The following is a 20,480-nucleotide window of genomic DNA, read 5'->3' as shown; positions in this document are numbered from 1 at the left end:
GGTGTCGATGCCCTGTCAGCGTCGGAAAGACCATCGACACCCACGCCGGTCAGGCCCGTCCACGTTGCCGTCCAGGTGGTGAGGCCCGGCCCGTCATATGCCAGCGTGCCATCATCGCCTGCGGCGGCGCTGGCGCGCAACGTCCGCTTCCCGTTGAGCACGAACGATTGCTTCTTCGCCACAATCCGGGCCTGCAGCTGATCGATGGGGATCTGCCCGCCCCCGGGGGCGACGGCGGTCCCCTTCATGACGACGGTCCCGGGACCGGTCTTGGTCGCCTGCTGCGTCACCGTGACATTCGCCGTAAACGTTTCGTCACCGACACCGGGCGCCGTGAGAACCCTGACGACGTCCCCGGTGCGGATGTCCGGTGTGACGCCATCCCAGCATCCACCTCCGGGATGGTTGACTTCCACCAGACCGTCAAAGCCTGGTGTGGCCGGATCGTCCTGCGGGATGAGGTTGGCGGCCGAACCGATAACAGCGCCGCCCCGGAGCACCTGAACGGTGGCCACGTCGGTCCTGGCGTACCCGGACGCGGAAACGAAGTCCCTGACAGGAAAAACAAGGATGGAATGAGGTGCGGCCGGTACCGGGTTAATGGCGGCCGAGGCCGGCCCCGCGGCGGTTTGCACGACCGCGACGGCCAGAGCGCCGGCAGCGAGACCTGCCGCGACACGTTGACGACTTCTTTCAGATTTCATGGAAAGCTCCCCTACTAATATCCCCAGACTTCACCCGGACCGATTACCGGCCGGCCGGTGCACACCGGCTGGTGGCCCGCGGTGCAGTCAGTATCAGGACGCAACCCTGCGGAAACCTTGACGAAAACCCGGCGCATCGGCTAGGGCTTCTGCCGGGAGCAGGCGAACTCCTCGGACTTTTGGAGGCAATTCTCAGGATAAATTCTTAGCTTGGACGTCAGGCCCGCTGAACTCCAGACTTAGCGGTCCTGCCGCTAGGAAGGGCCCCCGTACCACCCTCAAAGGCCGCGGGGGCTTTTTCCTGCCCTCTTGCCGACGGATTTCAGCCCCAGCGGGTCGTGGGGGGCCGACGCTGCACTCACTGCAGGCGATCAGCGCTGACCCGGACAGTCCCGACCCAAGCGGCCCGGGCCTGCTGGCCGGCGCCGCTAACCTGGTCGGGAAGCCTGCAGAAATCTTGGCGATAGCCCGGGCGAGGGGGACCCGATCAGGCCGACTCCGCTGACAGTGGCTCGTGGCGGCAGGCCAGGTCGGTCCGACAGCCGGGCTCGGACGTGGGCCGGGTGGCGAGGGCGGCCTTCACTGGCGGACGCCAGTTCCGGGCCGCCTGTGGCCGGTCGATTTTTGAGTCCGCGCATGAAGCACGCTGCACCATTCGTTTGCTGCAGATGCAGCTGACCCGTCGTCTGCCGGATTCACCTCCACGATGTAAATGCCCACCCCAGCCACGGGAGAGGATTACGCCGAGGTGGCTAGCTGCTCCTGCGCACTCTACGGTCAGCCGGTTGCGCTACCGCAGCTCACCGGGCTGCCGGCAACCAGTGGCCCCGCCACAAAGCCTTCGTGGAAGGCCCCGCGCATGACCTCCCGTGTGTGGCAGCACTGCCAACGGAGCCAAACTCCACCGCGGCGACCCCGACGAGGCCAAAGCGACCGAATTGGACGGGGCGCCGTCCGGTTGGCGGGAGCGGCGTCGTGGACGTAAGCCGCACCAGAAGCGCGGACAAAGCTTGCGAAAACCCTGAACACCACACACTTCCCCTCAAGCAGGGGGGGTAGAACGAGGCTGCCTCCCTCACCTGGGCCCCGGATTTCACAACGTGTGCGCGGCACACTGGTCATATCACTGGAGCAAAGGTTGCCGCGAACCGCCGCTTCAGATCGCCGGGTCCGTAGCGCACTCCCCCCGTCGCAAGCGGGCCCGGCGTTGACGCTGACCCCTCGTTCGCTGTTTGAGGCGATGACACCGGCCGGCACCAGACGGAGCCGGTTTACGCCGGCGAACGGCAGTCGACCCTCCACGGCAGGCTGCATCTTAATGCTGGGCACCGCCGCCAAGTCCTCCGGCATCCACAGAACGTTGACGAACGAGTGTTCCCGGCGTACTACGGGCCGTATCAGGTCATTTGCGGGGCCGTTTCGTCACGGGCCGCCCGTTGTGAGGAGAAGGACATGGCCGTTGCAGTCATCATGGAGTTCCACGGCGCAACACTGGAGCGATACGACCAGGTCATTGAAAAATGGGACTCACGCGGGGAGGCCCGGGGCCGGCCGGCGCGCTGTCCCACTGGGTAGTCGGGACAGACTACGGAATACTCGTCACGGATGTTTGGAAGTCCCGAGAGCTCTACGATGCCTTCGCCCGGGACCAGATCGGCCCTTACAGCGCAGAAGGGGGATTCCCGACCGCCCAAAATCACTTATTACGACACCTCCAACTACTTCACTCAAGGCGCAGACGCCCGACCACCGGCCCCACCACCATCGTGCCGGGCCGACGCCGGGTTCGGCCACGCGCCGGACGGCGTGGGGGCAGTAGATGTGCACGATGAGGCGCGTCTACGTGGCGAGGCAGAGTACCGGAAGTTCGATGACAGACCCGACATGATTGACGTGCTTGGATCCGTCAATTACTGGTTTCCCGATCGAGCGCGTCCGGACTAGTCCCCCGATAGAGGCCGTCGCCAGCGGCCATCTATGTACCCGCCAGTGCTGAGGCCAGGGAACGCGCGAATCCCCCGGCATTCCGGAACGTCCCCAAAAGAGAATTTCCGAAAGCCGCTACCCGTCCTTTGGTGTCAGTCGTGCAGCGAGGCCGGAGAGTAGAATGCCCAGTCCTTCGTCCAGTTCCCGGGCTCCGTCATAGTCGGCCAGTTCCGGGGCCAGTGCCCTGAGCCACGGAAACTCCCTGGCCGGAAGGTGATACAGACCCAGCCGCAGGACCGCTTCGTTTTCATCCGGATCGACCACCAGTTCCTGCAACTCGTTGAGCAAGTGGCCGTTGAGGAATGCGTAGTACGCCCTGTACACGTGCAGGGCGTCCACGGGGGTGAAGCCGGCGTCAATCAGCAGGGCGAGGATCTGCTCCAGCGGCCGGACGCTGCCGGGCGGGCGCAGGCCCAGCGGGGTGGACAGTGGCCGGGTCACGAGCAGCGGCACGATGTTGGGGTGTTGGAGCGCGAGCCTGCGCAGGTCATGGGCCACGCCGCGCAGCGTGGCCTGCCACTCCTGTCCCTGCGGGACGGCCAGTTGGCCCAGGACGACTTCGGTCAGCCCATCCAGGAGCGCGGACCGGCTCTCGGCATACCGGTACAGGCTCATGGGGTCACGGCCGAGCTTCTGTCCCAGTCGGCGCATAGTGAGCGCCTCGAGCCCTTCAGCATCCACCAGTTCCAGGGCCGCGGAGAGCACCACCTCCCGGCTAAGCCGAGGTTTCCGGCCGGAACCGACGCTGTTGTTGTCGTTGTCCACGATGGCTGCCTGCCTCCCGGGACCGCGTCCAGAGCCGATGTTGCCCCTTACCTTCTCTACATATGAAGCCTACAATGTAGGTATACAGGCGCAAGCCCTGCCGGCCGTGTAGCGGCGATCCGGTGAACAGATTTCGGTGACACGTGCAGAGCGCCGAAGCCCGGCTGCTGTAGCCACATGGGAGCCCTACCTGCACCGGCACGAAAAGAGCCAGCCATGGCCGTTTCACAGTTCGACCAGTTCCTTCACGACGCCACCATCTGCGACCCTGACTCGGAGTCCACACTCGGGCGCGACCCGCTTTACGGGCTGTACATCAGCTGGTGCACCGTCACCCAAACCCGGCCGCGCAGGGAACGCTCATTCTGGGCGGCAATGCAGCAACGGATGGACCCCGGCCACAACAGCCTGCGCATGAGGGGGCCGGCCGCAGCAGACTACCTTCTGTCCAGCTACCCGAGCCTGGTCTGATGCCGGCGAAAATCCCGTCGGGCACCGACTACCCTGCTAACCGAAAACAGCCCCACGGGCCGCGCCCCTCGGGCACTTGGCTGCGGCACGGACGAGCACCTGCTCGCCGAATCCATCACGGTACTCGTTCAGCGCAGTGGCTCCCTGGCAGTGACCTTCAGCTGTTCCTCCTGCCGCGGCCCGCGCGTCCCGGCAACCACGGCAGAGCTCCTTGCACCGGTCCTGGCCCGCTACCTCTGTCCGGGCGACGACGTCGTTCACATCGGCGCCACCTACATTCACTGTGGAGAACCCATGACACCCTCGGACGTGGCGCGCAGGCAACTGGAGAGCCCGGTTCACACCCAACCTGGCCCGGCCGACTTCCTGGACGAGGACCTGCAAACCAAGGTTCTTCACTGCCGGTGCGGCTTCCAGATGGAACTGCCCCACTAACCAGCGCGCGCCGATACCCTGCCGGCCAACCCGGGCCCGCCGGCCGACATTGTGGGTGCGAAGCTGGTTACCTACAGCGGTTCCGCGAAGGAATCCCGCGCTGCGCGCCGGTAGAATGAGCTGGCCGCGCGCCGTCGGCAGAGTCGATACCCTGTCTGGGCCACATCGAGCCGCTTACTTGACGGAATCACGCTATCGGCGTCAAAGCTCGGGAGTGGAAGTTGTTGCGGGGGTACCTACCGCCTTCCCCGGGACGCAGGATGAATGTGCGCCGGCGGGGAGCCGCAATCTTATAGATCGACGTTTACGAAGAGCCGAAGATGGGAGCGGACTTCGGCTGCCAAACTAAAATCTGCCTCGGAGAGCAGCCACTGCGTGTGCGTTCCCTCGCGAAGCGCGTTGATGTATCGTGCGGCTTCGCGGGTCGACATCGGACCTCGAAAGAGGCCGCGGTGGTCGAGATCGTCCAGGGCTTCAGCAAGAAGGTCGAGTGCTTCAGCATGCCACTTGCGAAAGTAGCCATGAGCGGGGTGAGTGGGGCTTGTTGCTTCGGCTGTGAGTGTTGTCAGGAGGCGGACATTGGCCGGGTGCTGTTCGTCATTGGCGGCTATTGCCACGAGTCCGCGCACGAACCCCTCACCCCCTCCACTGTTGAGGTTGTGGAGGTCTCCGGCACCCTTGATCCGGTCATCGAGCAAGGCCTCAAGCAGCGCGTTCTTGTCCGGGTAGTGATGTAACAGCCCGGTGTGGGAGATCTTGGCCCGGGCTGCCACGTCCCGGAGTGACGTAGCGTTGAATCCCCGTTCGGAGAACGCTTCAGCCGCGGCCAGCAGGATTTGGGAACGTCTGAGTTCAGATGCTGCTTCCTGGATACCTCGGCGCCGTCGCACCTGTACATCGTCAGTTAAAGGCATGTCGCCCCCTTTCAAACCAATTCTATTTGTCTCTTACAGATGGTCGGCATTTCGCCGGGTGCAGAGAGCACCCAGGTTCGGCGCCAGACCAGAAACTCATAGCGCGGTGAGGCCTCCGTCGACGGTGAACAGGCCTCCGGTGGCGTAAGCGGAGTCGTCGCTTGCGAGGTAAACCATGATGCCTTCGACGTCCTGGGCGTTGCCTGGCCGGCGGAGCATGGTCGCTTCCACGAGCCCGGATCGCTGCTCAGGGTTTCTGGCGATGGTCTCCACGAGTGGGGTTTCGGTGTAGCCGGGGACTACGGTGTTCACACGGATACCGTCGGCGGCGTAGTCTGCGGCGACAACCCCGGCAAGTCCGCGCACTCCTGCCTTCGAACTGGTGTAGGCAGTGAACGTTTGTCCGCAGGCGACGACCGCGGTGGGGCTGCCGGTGCAGATGATCGAGCCGCCACGCCCCGCCATGGCTCTGACGGCGTACTTGAGCGTCAGGAACGCCCCGCGCTGATTGATTGCTACTGTCTTTTCCCACACGTCGAGGCTCAGGTCCCGCACGCGGGCGTCCCGGCCGAACAGCTGGATCCCGGCGTTGGCCACAACTATGTCTATGGGTCCCAATCGTGCGGCCTGGGCGTAGGCTGCCGCGACGCTGGCTTCATCGGCTATGTCCATGACGAGCGGGTGTGCTTCGGTGGAACCGGTATCCTCAGCAGCCTCAGTAACGCCGTGGGAGTTGATGTCCGCAAAGAAGACGGTCGCGCCCTCTGCGATGAAACGGGAAGCAACGGCACGGCCGATGCCGGATGCCGCGCCCGTGACGATCGCGGACTTGCCGTGCAGTCGCTGGACCATGGGAAACCTCCTGTTGTGTGACCCGGCACCCGGTGAGGTCGAGCGTTTGGGTTGGTCAGCCGCCGACTAGTATCAGCGGCGGGTTGCTAATTGAGAACGACGCGAAGGGCGACGAACGGCCGCCCCGGTAGATTGACTTTGGACGTTCCGGTGAATGTCTGGTCCAGTCTTTCGGTTGTCATGTTCCAGGTGTCAATCACGTCAATCGTTGCTGTCCTTCCGGGGGGGATGGCGACGGTTCGGAACACCGGCTGACTGGAACCGAAGTAGATGAGGAAGTGGTTCTCTGTCCCGCCCCATGGCGCATCCCAGTCGGAGGCCAGCGGGTTGATCCTTCCGCCGGGAACCTCACCGACGATGCGGCGGAGGAATTCCAGCCGGGCGGGGCTGGTCCCGTGGAGGGTGCCCCCCTTAGCCCACCAGATCACTTCGTCTTCCCGAAAGTAGGTTTCCCCGTGCGTGATGTAGCCGCCTCTGACGGTTGCCTCCCAGGCTCGGCGCACCAGCTCCTCTGCTGTGATATTTCCCCAGCCCTGGTCCAGGTTGCCTTCATACCCGGGCTCGTCGACGATGACCGGTTTACCCCACCGTTCGCGCCACTCGGAAACCTTCTCAGTTGACTGGCAGATATCCACTCGCTGGAGACTTGCGTGCGTCGCCCATGGGCTTTTGTAGTCCCACAGGCGCAAGCCATTGTGGATCGACAGGAGATGGTCGACGGGGTCGTTGCCCGTGACAACCTGTGCCAGCCGTTCCCAGTCGTGGTCTTCCTTGGACCACAGGAAGTCGTACTCGTTGGCAAGGGACCACCACACGTTCGGGAAGGCGGATAAGCGCCGGGTCAGGTAGGTCGCGTACCGGTCATCGGCGGAACGTCCCATGGTGGCGAACCCCCACCGCTCGTAAGGGTGGAACAGGATGACATCGGCTTGGATGCCACGCTGGCCCAGGGCGCCGATGCACTCTTCGAACCGCCGGAAGAATTCCGGGTCGAACCTTTCGAAGTCCCATCCGCCGTCCCCGTTGCGTTCAAAGGGGAAGAGCTCCGGTTCTTCGGTGTTGTACAGGTATGACTTGGGGAAAACGCCCATTCGTACCTTGTTGAAGGGCGCGTGGCTTAGGGTCTCGAGGGTAAGCGCCCGCAGGTCTGCGTGCTGATGGGTCCAGGCGTAGGCAGTGGTCCCGAGCGGTACGAAATTGCTGCCGTCCGCGTGCTCGAAATGGAAGGTGCCGGCGACGCGCACCGGGCCCGGGCTGCCGGCGGTTCCACTTACGTTGATGTCCCCTTTGATGCCGTCCAGAGTGGGCGTCGAGGAGGTGGTGGCAAAAGTCCACACGCCTTCTTCCGTGGGAAGGAACCGAATGACGTATTGTCCGTCTCCGTCGTAGAACCCGCCCACGGTCTGGGACAGGCCTGGACCGTTGACTGCGGCCGTCAGTTCGACATCGACGAAGGGGTTACCGTGGCTGGGGCCGTCGATGCGGATCTCCACCAGCTCCAAGGGCCGGACGTGGGTGGGCTGCGATACCCTGCCGGATGCCCGGGGCGTCCCAGGGCTTTCGTAGTGGGGGTCAGGAAGTACCGGAGGAACGGTGTCGCGGGGAGCGGGTTGCCGTTGGACGCTGGCAAGTGCTGCCCAGAAGTCATTGCTGTTCGAAGGATCCCGCAGTGCAGGGTTGCGCGCCGTCAGGAATGAAACCGGAAGACCCGACAGTGCGGTAAAGCCGGGGGAATCCTCGATGCCGGGGAAGGCAGACATGACGATCTCCCGCCCGGAGGGTGAGTCAAGAATTGCCCCGAGGCTGGTCTCTGGCCCGAATGCCTTGAGGAGTCCCGGGCTGCTGTGCTTGCTGGAGATGCCTTGTTCTTGCGCCGCCATCTACTCGGATCCTTGTCTTCAACTGGTCTTTATCTGTTGTGCCCATGCCTTTCATGGGCACTGGACGGTGGTCAATTGCCAGGGCTGGTGAGCGACGGGCATATGGCTTCCGACCGCACTGCCCCGGCCCCGGCTGTCGCTTGCCGGACCCTGGGCGCAAGCCCGGGCACCCGGGTGGGGTGCATCAGCGTGGTAGGCCGAACGGCCGAGGCGGCAGAGCCCCGGTTGTTGGGCCTTCGGGACTTTCACCGGCACCGCCGGACAAGGTGATGCCCTCTGAGGTGATATCGACCTCAACAAGGGTGACGCGTTCATGCGGGGTGTCATTGGGCGTGTGAAAGACGAGGCAGTTCCGCCCGCCCGCGGAAAGGATCATTCCGTGCCCGCCGTTACCGGCCCAGAGCACTTCGTCCTGCTGAACCCAGGGTCCGGTGATCAGGCCGGTGGTGGAAGTGGCGACACCGAGTGTGTAGCCGTTCTTCCCATGGCTGGACCACAGCATCCTCAGGGGTGTACCCGGCGACTGCACCACAAAGGGCCCGTCTGTGAAGCGCGGCTCCTTCGCGAGGTTCAGCCCCGGCGGCGGCTGGACTCCCTCGGGAAACCTCATCGGTTCGCTCCAGGAAGCTGACGACGCTCTAAAAAGCAGATAAGGCTCACCCGCCGGTGCCTTCAAATCGGAAGAGAGCTGCAGCGCGTACATTTCCCCATCCGAGATTCCCGCTTCTCCACCAGGGCTTCCTTCCGCGCCGCGGCCGTAGATAAGCCACGGATGACCGTCCGAATCAATGTGCAGGGTTCCATCGAGGCAGGGATCGGCGGAGGGAGTGACGGGACCGTCGCTCCAAGGCTCGAACGGTCCCGTCGGATCATCCGATACGAGCACCGCCACTCCCCGCGCACGTGCGCCTGCGGAGTCCGCGAAGGACGCGAACATGTAAAACCGGTCATCATGGGGGTGCACCTCGGGAGCCCAGAACTGGGTGTCTGACCAGAAACCGGCCGGTGGCCGGAAGGCAGGAACCGGCCCGCTCCACGTGAGGAGGTCCTCGCTGGTATAGCAATCGAACCCGGCAGCCGGCCCACCCCATGGATTTTCGTCGGTGGTTCCGTAGAGCACGAATTTCCCCGGGGGGCTTTCAAGAATGAAGGGGTCCCGCATCCGGATCTCTGCGAGGGTTATGCCCGGTGCGTGGTTCCGATGGAGTGTCTTCAGGGTCATGAGGTTCCTCGATAAGTGAAGTGGTGAAATTCGACATCGCCGCTGACGGCATACAGACCGACGACTCTGCCTGTGAAGGATTCCGTGGTCTCAAAGCACCAGTAACGGTCCGTCCAGCTCGGCAAGCTGGATCTCGTCGTGCCCGTTGGAGGCAAGGAGCCTGATGCGGTCGCCTCCCACAACAAGGGCGGCCATTGCGGCTGGGTCAGCTCCGGGGCTGCTGCTCTCAATGCGGAGTTCGATGTCGTTGCCATCAAGCTCGCCGTGCCACTCCGTGTCGATCCCCGCCAGGGCCGCCCGAGCCGTGAGGCGGGTCTTGGTGCCGTTGCCTTCGGCTTCCACGGCGAACCAGTGGGCTTCGGAGTGGCGGGCGGCCAGCCCGCCACGCCCGGCGGAAGCATTGACGCGCGTGGACACGGTTGCGTTGAGGTTGACCTGGCGACGGCCGACGAAAGTGGGCGAGGGGTCCTTGAGAGTGCTCCCGTCTCCTGTCAAAACCAGCGAACGGCCGGTGACCGGGGTCGCGATGATGTCTCGCGGATGCCGGCGCGCGCCGATCCAGCCGGGGTCGTGCAGTGCTTCCGGGTCACTGAGGTCAAAGTGTTCGGTATCGGCGGAGGCAGGCGGGTGCAGCACCGGGAGACTGGGCCGGATCCAGCCGTCGACCCACTTGGCGTCGGTGATAAAGGTTTCACGCCCCAACGGTGAGAATGACCGGGTGAATCCAAGCGGTCGTACGCCGAGCAACACCAGCGCAATGCCCCCGTCAGGAGTACTTGCGAGATCCGCGTGGCCGGTGTTTTGGATTGGACAGTCAGTGCTTCGCGCGCTAAGGATCGGGTTCGCGGTGTCCGCAACGAACGGTCCCCGCGCAGAAGAGCCACGGGCGATGCTGACGGCGTGTCCTCTCTCGGTGCCGCCTTCGGCGATGAGCAGATACCAGTACTCGCCGTGCTTGTAGAGGTGGGGACTCTCGGGGGCGTGCAGGCCGGTACCCGACCACATTGGTCGGGCCGCCTCGAGCGCTCGACCGGTGGTGAGGTCGACGGTCAGCTGCTGTATGCCGGCACCCATCTTCGCGAAGGTGACGTGAGCGACGCCCTCGTCGTCCCATGCAAGGTCCGGGTCGTATCCGTCGACGGCGGGAATTTCCACACCTTTCGACCAGGGCCCGGTCGGGCTGTCCGCGCTGTAGACGACGCAGCCGCGCGAGCCGAACATGATGGAGACGATCACGAAGAACGTTCCGTCGTGGTGGCGGATCGTGGGCGCCCACACGCCGCCCGGGGTACGCACCATCGAAAGGTCCGCTTGCTCGGCACGGGTGATCACGTGACCGATCGGTATCCAGCTGGTCAGGTCCGTGCTGCTGTACAGCGCGATGCCAGGTAAGTACTCGAACGTGGACGTCGCGAGGTAGTACAGGCCATCGGCCAGGACGACGCTCGGATCGGGATTGAATCCCGCTATGGCAGGGTTTGAAAAGTGTGACATTGCAAGGCTCTCGGTCGTAGTGGAACAGACTCGTATTGGGTTGGGGAGGAACGTCCGCCTCGAGAGGGCCTAGCGGGCCGTCCGGACGGGGAGGATCAGCAGCGCCCCGACCAGGGCCGAGACTGCTCCCGCCAGGAACAAAGACGTGAAATTTTTGGGGGTCTCAGCGGAAGCTCCAATAGTCAGGAGTGCCGGAGCCACGGCAGGGACGATAAACGAAGGCAGCTGGTTGGCGAGGTTCAGAATGCCCAAGTCTTTCGCCGGGGACTTGGGGTCCGGAAGAACCTGGGTGGCGAGAGAGATGTCTACCGCCAGGTAGACGCCCTGACCGACGGCAAGAACCGCGATAGCGATCAGGAATCCCGGGAAGGTGCTGGCCGTCGCAAGGATGCCCAGACCCGCCGCGAAGATGAGAGCCGAAACGATCACGAACGGCTTCCGTCGGCCGATGCGATCGGAGATTCTCGCCATGAGAGGGGCGAAGACCAGGGAAACACCGACCAGCACAGCAGTTCCCAGGAGAATCGCACCCCCCACTCCTTCCGGGCTGACGTGCAGATGGATGATGAGATAAAAGGCCTGATAGGCATTAATCGCCGCTATCCCGAGAAAAATGAGCAGCCGGCTGAACCAAACCCAGGCGTAGTCCGGTGCCTTAGCCGGGTTCACCCAGAAGGTGCCGAACAAATCAGAGCGGCGCAGTGCAGGCCGCTCTGAGGTCGAGATGGAACGGTCCTTCAATATGCACGCGAAGACTATTGCCCCGGCAACGCCAACAGCACCTGGCACGAGAATCATCAACGGCAGTGACCTGGAAACGGACTGGGCAAGAACGAGCCCCAGCAGTGCCCCGGCCGGCGTACCAAGGCCCAGTACCGCGGATGGGAGGCCCCGGCGCGAGGGTTCAAACTGTTCGGCAACTGTCGCGGTGGCCGCGACCACGACAGCAGAGGCACCGGTAGCCAGCACCACGTTGCCGATCGTCAGCATCGCGGTGTCCGATGCGAGCACCAGAAGCACGGATCCGCCTCCGATAAGGACCGCACCCAGGATGAGGAATGGGCGACGACGCCCAAGGCGGCCCGTGGTCCGGTCGCTGATACGGCCGAACAGCGGGTAGGCGATCAAGGTTACCAATCCGGCGGTTCCAACCGCGACCGACAAAACAGTTGTCGCATCATCCGGACTGATGCTCGCCGATTTCAGCGACAGCGTCAGGACGGCGGCCGTGAGGGCAGCCGCGAAAGTGCCGACAACTGCGAACGCCAGACCGAAAAGGTAGAGGCCGCCGGGATTTGACCAGTGCAGGGCCCGCGGGTTCTCTGCCGACAAAGTTTCAACAACGGCATCAGACTCACGTGAGCTCTGCCGGGGATAGGGGGACATCAATAAGCGCCTTTGCTGGGACGATGCGTGAGCGCCCGATTAGCGCTCTGTGCATGGACACTAGCAGGTTGCCGACCACTTGTTAAGTTAAATGCTTACAGATGTAAGATGAACCGCCAAGAGGGACGGCGCCGAAGCCGGGAGGTTGAGCGCATGGAGAAGCGTGACGGCTGAAATGGGTTCCTCTTTTCGGGGTTTAGGTCAGCTGAGCGGCCGGGTGAGGGCCGACCAGGCTGGCATATCGAGGGTCCGCGTTCGGCCGTCTTCACGTTTGACCGCGGTCTTCAGTGGCTGTGTTGTTAGGTCGGCGGTGAAGAGCAGCACCCTGAAGCCGGATGCCACCGGATAGAGCACGAGACCGGGAACGCCTCCTCCCACGTGCAGCACATCCGCACCGCGCAGTGTGGCCAGTTTTGCCAGGATCTCGAGCGCGGGCGTAGCGGCTCCTTCTGCCGTGACGAGACCTCTGGGCCCGCTGGCTTTGAAGCAGCAGATGGATTCGACGCCGGGTACCGCCAGGGCATTGATGCCGCCCAGCGGCCAGGCGGAAGTAATCTCCTCCGCCCGCAGCGGGTCAGGCGTCATTGCCTCCAGGGTAGCGGGGTCGTAGACGCCGTGGGTGGAGAGGCGTTGAAGCGTGCCTTGAGCGTCACGGGGCCGATGTGCAGTGGTTTCTGAGAAGAGGGGGTCGGAGTATACCGCCCCCCGGCAGGCGGCGTCACCGCTACTGTGGCGGCCACCGTCATCGTCATCATCGTCGGCGCTGAAGCGCGCAATCATCCATGAATAGGAGCAACAGTATTCATATTTGAGAGCTAAACCCTGAATATTAGCTTGCTTGTTCAGGGTTTCTGGAAGGACGTCATGAGCGATTGGCCGTCACACGGCAGCACGGTTATGCCATGGAAATCCCAGGGCAGGCCGCCGCGGGAGGACCGTGAATTTACCGAGGTTACGGCGTCTGTCCCTCCAAAAATCGCTGAGTGCTGGTTTGAGCCGGGCGCGAGACGATCGTTGCCCTGGAAGAGGCTGCTGTCGCTGTCGCTTCACTCGATGTAACGGCCGGTTCCAAGATGGCTGCCATCAGCGGCTTTCTTCTGCGCGGCGAGGCAGTGTCCTCCTCGAAAATCGAACAGTTGGACGCCAGCCGGAACGATTATGCCAAAGCAATGATCGGGCTCAAGGCAAGTGACAATGCCAAGTCCATGGTTGCCGCTGCCGAGGCTGTGCAGACGATGATTGCGGATGCGGGAACGACGGGCGGGATCAGGATGGAGGCCACACTCGCAGCCCATCATGCACTGATGAAGGACGACCGGTCGATGCGGTCCATGCGGGCAAGATCCGGGATGTGCAGAACTGGATCGGGGGCAGTGACTACTCCCCACACGGTGCCATCCACGTCCCGCCTCCACCAGAGCTGGTGCCGGATCTCATGGCCGATCTGATGGCCTTTTGCAACCGGACCGACGTTCCGATCATGGCCCAGGCAGCGATCGCCCACGCCCAATTCGAATCCATCCACCCCTTCACCGACGGCAATGGCCGCATCGGTCGGGCCCTGATCGGCGCGATCTCGCGGCGCCGAAGGCTGACCAAAAACACTGTCACACCTATTCCTCAGCCATGGTCGCCGACGTGAACAAGTACTTCAGCCTGGTCAATAACTACCGCGACGGGGAAGCTGATCCGTTCGTCCTGTGCCTGGCCCGATGTGCCGTCCACGCGTCCGAAGCGGCGGCGGAGTCCGTCAAAGCCCTGGACGCCCTGCCGGGTATGTGGCTGGAGCTTGCCCGCCCCAGAAAGAACTCCGCGGACGAGAAGATCATCCCGTGGCTGCTGGAAGGGCCCGTCTTCGAAGCGAAAAGTGCCGCGTACGTCGCCGGCGTCGAGGAGAGGTCCGTTACGGTGCCCTGGAGCGTTTGACCAAGGCCGGGGTCATCACCCAAATCACTACCTCGCAGAGGAACCGCGCCTGGGCGGCGACAGAGGTACTCGACGAGGTGGACAGGCTTTACGCTCGACTGGCACAAGCGGAGGTCGGCACCTGATCAAAGCGGTGAGCGCTGGCGCGCTGCCCCGCCGAAGACCCCCTTGCCCCAGTGGAAAGGACCGGAGTTGTGTCTACCCCTGGGAGCCGCTCACGTTCAGGGACGTGCAAATGCTGACCCACTCGAGCGGTTATTGGTTGACGAAATCTCCATATCGGCGAGCCTGCTCGATGATTTTGAGGACTTCAACAGCGTCGCTGGGATCAACAGGTGGAGCGCTCCCCGTTTGTAAGGCATGCGCCAGCTGCGCATAGAACTGCGGATAGTCGCCCCGGCGGGTCGGCTCATCCCGAAAGGATCCAGGCACGCCTAATGTCCCCCATGTTTCCGGGGATTCAAGACCGTATTCAGGATCGGTTGGGAGCATGCCCTCCCCCAGCGTCTTTTCCTGTCCGTCAAGTCCCCATTTCGTGTAGGCGGCCTGGGAGCCCAGGACGTGGAAACGGGGACCCAGCCGGGCAGCTCCACCGTTCATCCACAGACGGGATCGCGTTCCGGACCGGTGCAGAAGCGAGAGGAAGGCATCCTGGTCTGCATCGGACTTATCGGGACCGACATGACGGGCGGTTTCCCCGTAGACTTCGGCGACCGGGCCAAACAACTGGATGGCCTGGTCGATCAGGTGCGCGCCGAGGTCGTGGAGTATCCCCCCTCCCTCAGCCAGCAGGGCCGTGTCCCGCCAGTTCCGGAACCCATCCGGCATCCACCATTCGAAGCGGGATTCAAAGGTGCGGACGTTGCCGAGCGCTCCGTCGCGAATCAGCTGCTTGAGGGTAAGGAAATCACCATCCCACCGCCGATTCTGGAACACGGTCAGGCACCGGCCGGCCTCAGCCGCCGCGGCAATAAGCTCTTCACCATCTTCAGAGCACGGGACGAACGGTTTGTCGACGACGACATGCAGGCCCCGTTCCAGGGCTGCCTTGGCCAGCTGCTTGTGGTTGAGGGGAGGTGTGCCGATGACGACAACATCCAGGACCAGTTCCCCTTCATCTACCTTGGCAAACAGTTGCTCAGCGGTGGGAATGATCCGGGCACGCGGATAACTTGCCCGGGCAGCCATAGTCCTTTCTGGGTCTGAAGTGACGATGGCTTCCAGAACATAGGAATCGTCTGCCTGAATGAGCGGGGCATGGAAGACACGGCCGGATATCCCGAAGCCGAGAATAGCGGCCCGCAGTGAAAGCCTGTCACTTGCTGTTGCTTCTTTCGGCCCTGATTCGTGGTCTTCGCCGATCAGCGGCTGGCGGGTCATTGAGCATCCTCTTTCGGTCGGATGGTGAACACAGGCAAAGCCGCCTCCCCTTTGTCTCGGTCCGGCTTCGACCGGCGCCGGCTCCGGACGGCGAAGCCGCCGGCACGAGTGGCTTTGTATTCCATATCGTGGCGCCGCTTGCCCGGTCTCCAACGGGCATGGCCGCCATCGTGGAATTGGCCGGGGTCCACGCGACGTGTTCCCCGGCCAATTCCCCCACGTTAGGCCTTGTAGCCGGATGGCGGGGTGAGAACACCGCGTTCGATGAGCTTTTCGATATTGGCGGCCCGTGTTGAGTCTTCCCGGCCCAGCCAGCCTTCGCTCGGCGGTGCATCGAGGTACTGGTTCTTCGGGTAGATCGGGTTGTCGTAGATGACCCGGTACTGCTCGGTGCGCAGGTCCTTGAACTGGTTGTACAGGCCGTTCGCGACACGGGCGCGGCGGAGCGCCTCGATGTCGATCGTGGTGCAGACGAACGAGTCGCCCGAGGTCCAGCCCTGCTGCTTGGTCAGGATTTGCCCCCGCGGACCGACGATCATGGACTGGCCGCCGAACAGGTCCTGCATGCTTCCGTCCTCACGGACTTCGGGCCCCAGGTTCGGAGCGACGACGTACGCCGAGTTGAACATGGCGTGCGCCCGGTTCTGCAGTTCCCACATGCCGTTTTGGACGGCCGGCTCGATCAGCGTGCCCCGGATGATGATCTCGGCGCCGTTCATCGCGAGCCCACGCGGCACCTCGGGGTAGACACCCTCGTGGCAGATGGCGTAGCCGATGTTGCCGATCTCGGTCTTCGCCACCGGGAAGATGGCGTCCATTGCGTTGCCGTTTCCCTTCTTTTCAATCCACTCATCCCACACGTCGTGCGGGTTCATGTTGCCGAGCATGCCGCCTTCGTAGGCATCGCTGGTGGCCTTGTAGCGCTTGTAGATGATCTCGCCCTGCGGATCGATGATGAAGGCGACATTGAAGTGGCGGTCCGGGAAGTCCTCGTCCTTGACCATGTACAGCTCGGCAGCGATGTAGGTGTTGAGTTCCACCGCTTTTTTCGCCAGCTCGTCCGTCTCCGGCCCCGGGATCGTCACGGCAAAGTGGCGCTCCTTCTCCCGGTTCCCGGGCGTGTTGGCGATCATGCCCTGGATCGCCATTTCGGGCAGGACGACCAGCTTGACCGGAGAGCCCTCCCAGGCCCCGACCATGACTGCCGTGTCGATGAATTCGTTGATGCGTTTGACGTTGGCTACGCCGTCGCCGGGATTTTTCACATTGATGGTCCGCGGCGAAACCGCTACGACGACAAATGGATCGACCATTGTTTTTCTCTCTTTTCTCTTCTTCGAGTACCCGAGTTAGCGCTAACTCACGGTATTCCGGTTAGGTAGGGAATTGCAAGACCTGAGGTCTTTGCTTTTCAGGAGGTGGGCTAAAGCCCGTTTATGCAGGCGGGGTGTCCAGCCTGGGTATGGGTGTAGTCAGCCGGCGCGGTTGGTGTCAGCGCTGGCTTCGGGGTGATGCTGTGGTGTCGCGGAGTATGAGGCGCGGTTCCAGCAGGGGGATGTTTCCCTCTGCCTCTTCTTTGATCATGGCCAGAATGCGGGTTACAGCGATGTGGCCGATGGCTTCGAAATCGAGCTTCACCGTGGTTAATGCCGGCCGAAAGAACGGGGCCTCTTTGACATCATCGAAGCCCACAACGCTGACGTCGCCTGGTACATTGCGCCCGGCCTCGTCCATGGCCTTGATTACACCCAGCGCGAAGGGGTCGTTGGCGGCAAAGACCGCCGTAACGTCCTTCCGTGCGGCAAGTTCACGGCCGACGCGGTACCCCTCGGCGGCTGACCAGTCGGACGTTGGGAGCGGGGTCGGAACGAAGCGTCCAGCCGCCCCCAGTTCCGCTGCCCAGCCCTGGACGCGGGAGGATGTTGCCATCCAGCCCGGCGGGCCTTGGACGTGCCACACTGTTTCGTGCCCGAGGTCCAGCAGGTGGCGCACCACCATCCGTGCTCCCCGCACTTCGTCAACGGAGACGCTGGTCGGACTCGGCTGCGATCCTTGCTGGAATGTGACCACGGGAACGCCGATGTCGAGGCCCTCAAGAACCGTTATGGCATCGAGGAGAGGCGCGAGTACGATGACGCCGTCAACCGTGTCCGAGTTGATGGACTCGAAAGCGGCCCGGATATCGTCCCGGCGGAGACTTGCCAGCGTGACTAAACGCGTCGCATAGCCGTGTTGCCGGGCCTCCTCGGAAATACCGTATAAGGCCACCGTTGGCCCCAGGACCGACAGTTCGAAGCTGACAACGCCGATCGTCATGGTCCGGTTACTGGCGAGAGCCGCGGCCGCCGGGTTTCGCCGGTACCGCAGTTGTGCAATGGCCTGCTCGACCCGTTGGCGGATGTCCGGATCCACATTGGATGCCCCCCTGACAACCCGTGACACCGTCTGCTGCGACACGCCGGCGAGCCTGGCAACGTCGGACATCCGGGGGGCCTTTGACCTGGATGCCAGCCGCTCCCCACGACCGTTGGAGGTACGGGTTTCCGAGGGCGCTGGGGTCGTGGACACCACTCCATTATCCCCGGTCACCCTCGACCGGCCCCGCAGCGCGGCGCCGGTCGGCGCGTCAACTGTCACGGGCGCCGGTAGCGCAGGACTTCGGGATGCTGGTCGTATGGCCACTCTGCCCCCTCCACCATGTACTTCCGGGTCGTGTAGCTGCCGTCCATGGTTGATGCCAGCGACGGGGGCCCATCGAAGCCAATGACACCCCACCCGACGCGGTTCTCGTTGCCCCCGTACACCGGGTCGCCGTAGAACCCCTGACGGGTGTTGAGCACTAGCAGCGGGAAGAACTCCAGAAAGTCCTCGTTGACCGGTTGGTTTCCTGCCGGCGCGCCCCCAAGACCGGTCTCGGAGTGTTGCAGCGAGAATGCGTCTGGCTTCGCCGCACCCGATAGTGTCTCGAGCACCGCGTCCTGGTCCCCTGCCGGGAGTTCGATGAACTCGACGTCGGCGCGCTCCTTGGCCAGCCGGTCCAACTCCACGACGCCCTCGCGGTAAAACTCCCGGCGCTGCCTGATGCGTTCCTGCCACGCGGCCTCGTCGCGGCCCTCCATCCGGAGGAACCCGAGGCCGTCCGCGGCCGGGAAGATGAACTGCGTACCCGCCAGCATCCGGTCGATGAAGCGCACCACCGTGGCCTCACGCGCACCCGGGTGGTGGTCGGTGGGGATGATCCGGGCCGAAGCCGCTTCGATCGTCTTCCACTCGTGCTCGGTGAAGAAGACCGGGCCGTCGACGTCCCGGGTTGAGATGGGCACCGTAGCCCATTCCGCCTGTCCCATGTGAGATCTGTCCTTTCGTGTCCTGTGAAGGGTGAATCAGTTTTCGGACCAGCCGTGGCGGTCGACCTGAAGGATCCGGTCAGAGCACCGCCAGGCGTTCGCCATGATCGTCAGGGCCGGGTTGATACCGGTCGCGGTCGGGAAGAAACTCGCGTCGAAAACGTAAAGATTGGGTACCTCGTGGGAGCGGCACCAGCGGTCGACGACGGATGTTGCCGCATCATTGCCCATGCGGGCGGTGCCCAGTTCGTGGGAGGTGTTGCCCGTGATCCGCTCCATGTTGACCGGAATGACCTTCTTCGCCCCCGCGGCCTCGAGGATCTCCCCGTTTTTGGCAACCTGCCACCGTTCCTGGGCGAAGTCGTTGGAGTGGGGCGTGTGGGTAATACGGGCTACCGGCAGACCCCAGGCGTCCTTAACGTTCGGGTCAAGATCGACGCGGTTGTCCTCAACCGGCAAATCATGCAGCAAGACCCCGATCTTCATGCTGTGGTTGAAGAACTCACGGTCCGCGTCCTTGGCCGCCTGGCCCCAGGTCGGCCGGCCGGGGAAGCTCCAGTTCACGGGGTGGCCGATCATCGAAGGGAAGATCAGCGACCCCAGGATGTGGCCGCGGCTCTCATCCGTCTCGTAGAAGTCGAATGAGCACAGGCTCATGTAGTGGCCCGCCCACCCGTACAGCGGGTCGCTGACTTCACGGTCGAACAAGCCAACCGAGAAGGAGTACTGGTGGAAGGTCGCGTTCTTACCGACCATGCCGTTGCCGTTGCCGAGGCCGTCCGGGAAGAGCCCGGACTTCGACATGAGCAGCAGGCGCGGGGTCTCGATGCCGCCGCCACAGACGATCACGGCTTTCGCGTGCTGGACGAACTCGTCGCCGTCTTCGTCCTGGTAGCGGACACCGGTGGCGCGGCCGTCCTTGCCGACGAGGATCTCGCTGACATAGGAGTCGGAGCGGAGGTCATAGCGCCCGGTCGCGACCGCGTCCGGAATGAAGCTGATCAGCGTCGATGACTTGCCGCTGCCCGGGTCCGGGTACTGCTGCCAGAAGCCGTTCTCACTGAAGGGCTGGCGGCCCCGATAGGGTTCGGTCACCATGCCCTGCGGCATCGGGAAGGTGCCATGGCCGAGCTTGGACATCGCGGTGGCGAAGGTCCGCCCGATCTGGCTCAGCGGTGACGGCTTGGTCGGGTAGCCGCGGCTGCGCCAGGCCTCCCACTTGTTCGCCCCCGCCAGGCCCGACGTGCCGAACTCCCACTCAACGCGCGTGTAATACGGTTCCAGCTCGTCATAGGAGATTGGCCAGTCGACCAGGCTCGCGCCCGGAACATCACCGTGCAGGCTGCGCAGCTTGAAATCGCTCTCGGCCATGCGCGGAACCATGCCACCCCAGTGGGTGGTGCCGCCGCCGACGACCTGCGGCGTGGCGGAGAAGTTCGTGATTTCCGCCTCGACCTTATCGTTGGGGCGGTAGGTCCGCGGCTTGACCTTCGGGTCCTGCCAGATGAAGTTCCGGTTGAGGAACTTCAGCTCGTCTCCCGATGCGTGCTCGGGCTTCAGCCATGGCCCCCGTTCCAGGCCCACTACCTTCAGGCCGGCCTCGGACAGCACCTTTGCCGCGGTGGCCCCGCCGGCGCCGGCGCCGACGATGACGACATCGACCGGCTCGGGCTGCTTCTTCCTGGTCATTATTTTGGTTCCTTTCGTAAATTCCTGCT

17 protein-coding genes and 1 pseudogene are annotated in these 20,480 nt (G+C 63.6%); 4 read left to right on the top strand and 14 right to left on the bottom strand.

Going from position 1 to position 20,480, the window contains the following annotated elements; genetic code table 11:
• Positions 1–704 (bottom strand): annotated as a pseudogene (locus tag ACFRAU_RS17065) (hypothetical protein); the annotation flags it as partial.
• A 2,061-nt stretch (positions 705–2,765) separates the two neighbouring features.
• Positions 2,766–3,455: a TetR/AcrR family transcriptional regulator C-terminal domain-containing protein gene (locus tag ACFRAU_RS17060; protein ID WP_378000825.1), complete on the bottom strand. Its 690-nt coding sequence runs from the start codon at positions 3,453–3,455 to the stop codon at positions 2,766–2,768.
• Positions 3,456–3,671: 216 nt separating this feature from the next.
• Between ACFRAU_RS17060 and ACFRAU_RS17055 the strand changes: the two genes are divergently transcribed.
• A complete protein-coding gene (locus tag ACFRAU_RS17055) occupies positions 3,672–3,926 on the top strand; it encodes a hypothetical protein (RefSeq protein WP_378000824.1) in 255 nt (84 codons plus the stop codon).
• A 150-nt stretch (positions 3,927–4,076) separates the two neighbouring features.
• Entirely contained in the window at positions 4,077–4,361 is a 285-nt protein-coding gene (locus ACFRAU_RS17050) for a hypothetical protein (RefSeq protein ID WP_378000823.1), read from the top strand.
• A gap of 290 nt (positions 4,362–4,651) precedes the next feature.
• Here the strand turns inward: ACFRAU_RS17050 and ACFRAU_RS17045 are convergent, their stop codons facing one another.
• The 7 genes from ACFRAU_RS17045 to ACFRAU_RS17015 all read right to left on the bottom strand — a co-directional run bounded on the left by ACFRAU_RS17045 (position 4,652) and on the right by ACFRAU_RS17015 (position 12,694).
• On the bottom strand, positions 4,652–5,275 hold the full coding sequence (locus ACFRAU_RS17045) for a TetR/AcrR family transcriptional regulator (protein ID WP_378000822.1): 624 nt from the start codon (positions 5,273–5,275) through the stop codon (positions 4,652–4,654).
• Positions 5,276–5,371: 96 nt separating this feature from the next.
• Positions 5,372–6,127, bottom strand: a complete 756-nt coding sequence (locus tag ACFRAU_RS17040; RefSeq protein WP_378000821.1) for an SDR family NAD(P)-dependent oxidoreductase — start codon at positions 6,125–6,127, stop codon at positions 5,372–5,374.
• A gap of 86 nt (positions 6,128–6,213) precedes the next feature.
• Positions 6,214–8,007, bottom strand: a complete 1,794-nt coding sequence (locus ACFRAU_RS17035) for a DUF5605 domain-containing protein (RefSeq protein ID WP_378000820.1) — start codon at positions 8,005–8,007, stop codon at positions 6,214–6,216.
• Between the two features lie 184 nt (positions 8,008–8,191).
• Positions 8,192–9,169 (bottom strand): glycoside hydrolase family 43 protein, encoded by a 978-nt coding sequence (locus tag ACFRAU_RS17030; RefSeq protein ID WP_378000828.1) that lies wholly within the window; start codon positions 9,167–9,169, stop codon positions 8,192–8,194.
• A 150-nt stretch (positions 9,170–9,319) separates the two neighbouring features.
• Positions 9,320–10,723 (bottom strand): glycoside hydrolase family 43 protein, encoded by a 1,404-nt coding sequence (locus tag ACFRAU_RS17025; RefSeq protein WP_378000819.1) that lies wholly within the window; start codon positions 10,721–10,723, stop codon positions 9,320–9,322.
• 69 nt (positions 10,724–10,792) lie between these two features.
• Positions 10,793–12,109, bottom strand: coding sequence for an MFS transporter (locus ACFRAU_RS17020; RefSeq protein WP_378000818.1), 1,317 nt, complete (start codon positions 12,107–12,109; stop codon positions 10,793–10,795).
• A 201-nt stretch (positions 12,110–12,310) separates the two neighbouring features.
• On the bottom strand, positions 12,311–12,694 hold the full coding sequence (locus ACFRAU_RS17015) for a hypothetical protein (protein ID WP_378000817.1): 384 nt from the start codon (positions 12,692–12,694) through the stop codon (positions 12,311–12,313).
• Positions 12,695–13,460: 766 nt separating this feature from the next.
• Here ACFRAU_RS17015 and ACFRAU_RS17010 point away from each other — a divergent pair.
• Complete coding sequence (locus ACFRAU_RS17010) at positions 13,461–13,751, top strand: Fic family protein (protein WP_378000816.1); 291 nt, start codon at positions 13,461–13,463, stop codon at positions 13,749–13,751.
• On the top strand, positions 13,748–14,035 hold the full coding sequence (locus tag ACFRAU_RS17005) for a hypothetical protein (protein ID WP_378000815.1): 288 nt from the start codon (positions 13,748–13,750) through the stop codon (positions 14,033–14,035). The genes ACFRAU_RS17010 and ACFRAU_RS17005 overlap by 4 nt, the downstream gene beginning before the upstream one ends.
• Positions 14,036–14,290: 255 nt before the next feature.
• On the opposite strand, the gene ACFRAU_RS17000 is transcribed toward ACFRAU_RS17005, so the two are convergent.
• From ACFRAU_RS17000 to ACFRAU_RS16980, 5 genes are all read right to left on the bottom strand, one after another.
• The gene (locus tag ACFRAU_RS17000; RefSeq protein ID WP_378000814.1) at positions 14,291–15,415 is read right to left on the bottom strand and encodes a Gfo/Idh/MocA family oxidoreductase; all 1,125 of its coding nucleotides are present in this window, start codon (positions 15,413–15,415) and stop codon (positions 14,291–14,293) included.
• A gap of 221 nt (positions 15,416–15,636) precedes the next feature.
• Positions 15,637–16,728 carry a nitrilase-related carbon-nitrogen hydrolase gene (locus tag ACFRAU_RS16995; protein ID WP_377995589.1) on the bottom strand — a complete coding sequence of 364 codons (1,092 nt, stop codon included), beginning with the start codon at positions 16,726–16,728 and terminating at the stop codon, positions 15,637–15,639.
• 178 nt (positions 16,729–16,906) lie between these two features.
• Entirely contained in the window at positions 16,907–17,899 is a 993-nt protein-coding gene (locus tag ACFRAU_RS16990; RefSeq protein WP_377995588.1) for a LacI family DNA-binding transcriptional regulator, read from the bottom strand.
• Positions 17,900–18,048: 149 nt separating this feature from the next.
• Positions 18,049–18,762 carry a gluconate 2-dehydrogenase subunit 3 family protein gene (locus ACFRAU_RS16985; protein WP_378000813.1) on the bottom strand — a complete coding sequence of 238 codons (714 nt, stop codon included), beginning with the start codon at positions 18,760–18,762 and terminating at the stop codon, positions 18,049–18,051.
• Positions 18,763–18,798: 36 nt separating this feature from the next.
• Entirely contained in the window at positions 18,799–20,451 is a 1,653-nt protein-coding gene (locus tag ACFRAU_RS16980; RefSeq protein WP_377995586.1) for a GMC family oxidoreductase, read from the bottom strand.
• Between the last annotated feature and the right edge of the window lie 29 nt (positions 20,452–20,480).

The organism is Arthrobacter sp. NPDC056691 (assembly GCF_042791415.1).
Classification (GTDB): Bacteria; Actinomycetota; Actinomycetes; order Actinomycetales; family Micrococcaceae; genus Arthrobacter.
This window is presented reverse-complemented; position numbering and strand designations above follow the sequence as displayed.

Excerpts from the sequence above, each read along its gene's own strand:
- ACFRAU_RS17000 (WP_378000814.1), bottom strand. The coding sequence starts at position 15,415 with ATGACCCGCCAGCCGCTGATCGGCGAAGACCACGAATCAGGGCCGAAA.
- ACFRAU_RS16980 (WP_377995586.1), bottom strand. The coding sequence starts at position 20,451 with ATGACCAGGAAGAAGCAGCCCGAGCCGGTCGATGTCGTCATCGTCGGC.
- ACFRAU_RS17040 (WP_378000821.1), bottom strand. The coding sequence starts at position 6,127 with ATGGTCCAGCGACTGCACGGCAAGTCCGCGATCGTCACGGGCGCGGCA.
- ACFRAU_RS17020 (WP_378000818.1), bottom strand. The coding sequence starts at position 12,109 with ATGTCCCCCTATCCCCGGCAGAGCTCACGTGAGTCTGATGCCGTTGTT.
- ACFRAU_RS17035 (WP_378000820.1), bottom strand. The coding sequence starts at position 8,007 with ATGGCGGCGCAAGAACAAGGCATCTCCAGCAAGCACAGCAGCCCGGGA.
- ACFRAU_RS17045 (WP_378000822.1), bottom strand. The coding sequence starts at position 5,275 with ATGCCTTTAACTGACGATGTACAGGTGCGACGGCGCCGAGGTATCCAG.
- ACFRAU_RS17025 (WP_378000819.1), bottom strand. The coding sequence starts at position 10,723 with ATGTCACACTTTTCAAACCCTGCCATAGCGGGATTCAATCCCGATCCG.
- ACFRAU_RS16995 (WP_377995589.1), bottom strand. The coding sequence starts at position 16,728 with ATGGTCGATCCATTTGTCGTCGTAGCGGTTTCGCCGCGGACCATCAAT.
- ACFRAU_RS17030 (WP_378000828.1), bottom strand. The coding sequence starts at position 9,169 with ATGCGGGACCCCTTCATTCTTGAAAGCCCCCCGGGGAAATTCGTGCTC.
- ACFRAU_RS16990 (WP_377995588.1), bottom strand. The coding sequence starts at position 17,899 with ATGTCCGACGTTGCCAGGCTCGCCGGCGTGTCGCAGCAGACGGTGTCA.
- ACFRAU_RS17015 (WP_378000817.1), bottom strand. The coding sequence starts at position 12,694 with ATGACGCCTGACCCGCTGCGGGCGGAGGAGATTACTTCCGCCTGGCCG.
- ACFRAU_RS16985 (WP_378000813.1), bottom strand. The coding sequence starts at position 18,762 with ATGGGACAGGCGGAATGGGCTACGGTGCCCATCTCAACCCGGGACGTC.
- ACFRAU_RS17055 (WP_378000824.1), top strand. The coding sequence starts at position 3,672 with ATGGCCGTTTCACAGTTCGACCAGTTCCTTCACGACGCCACCATCTGC.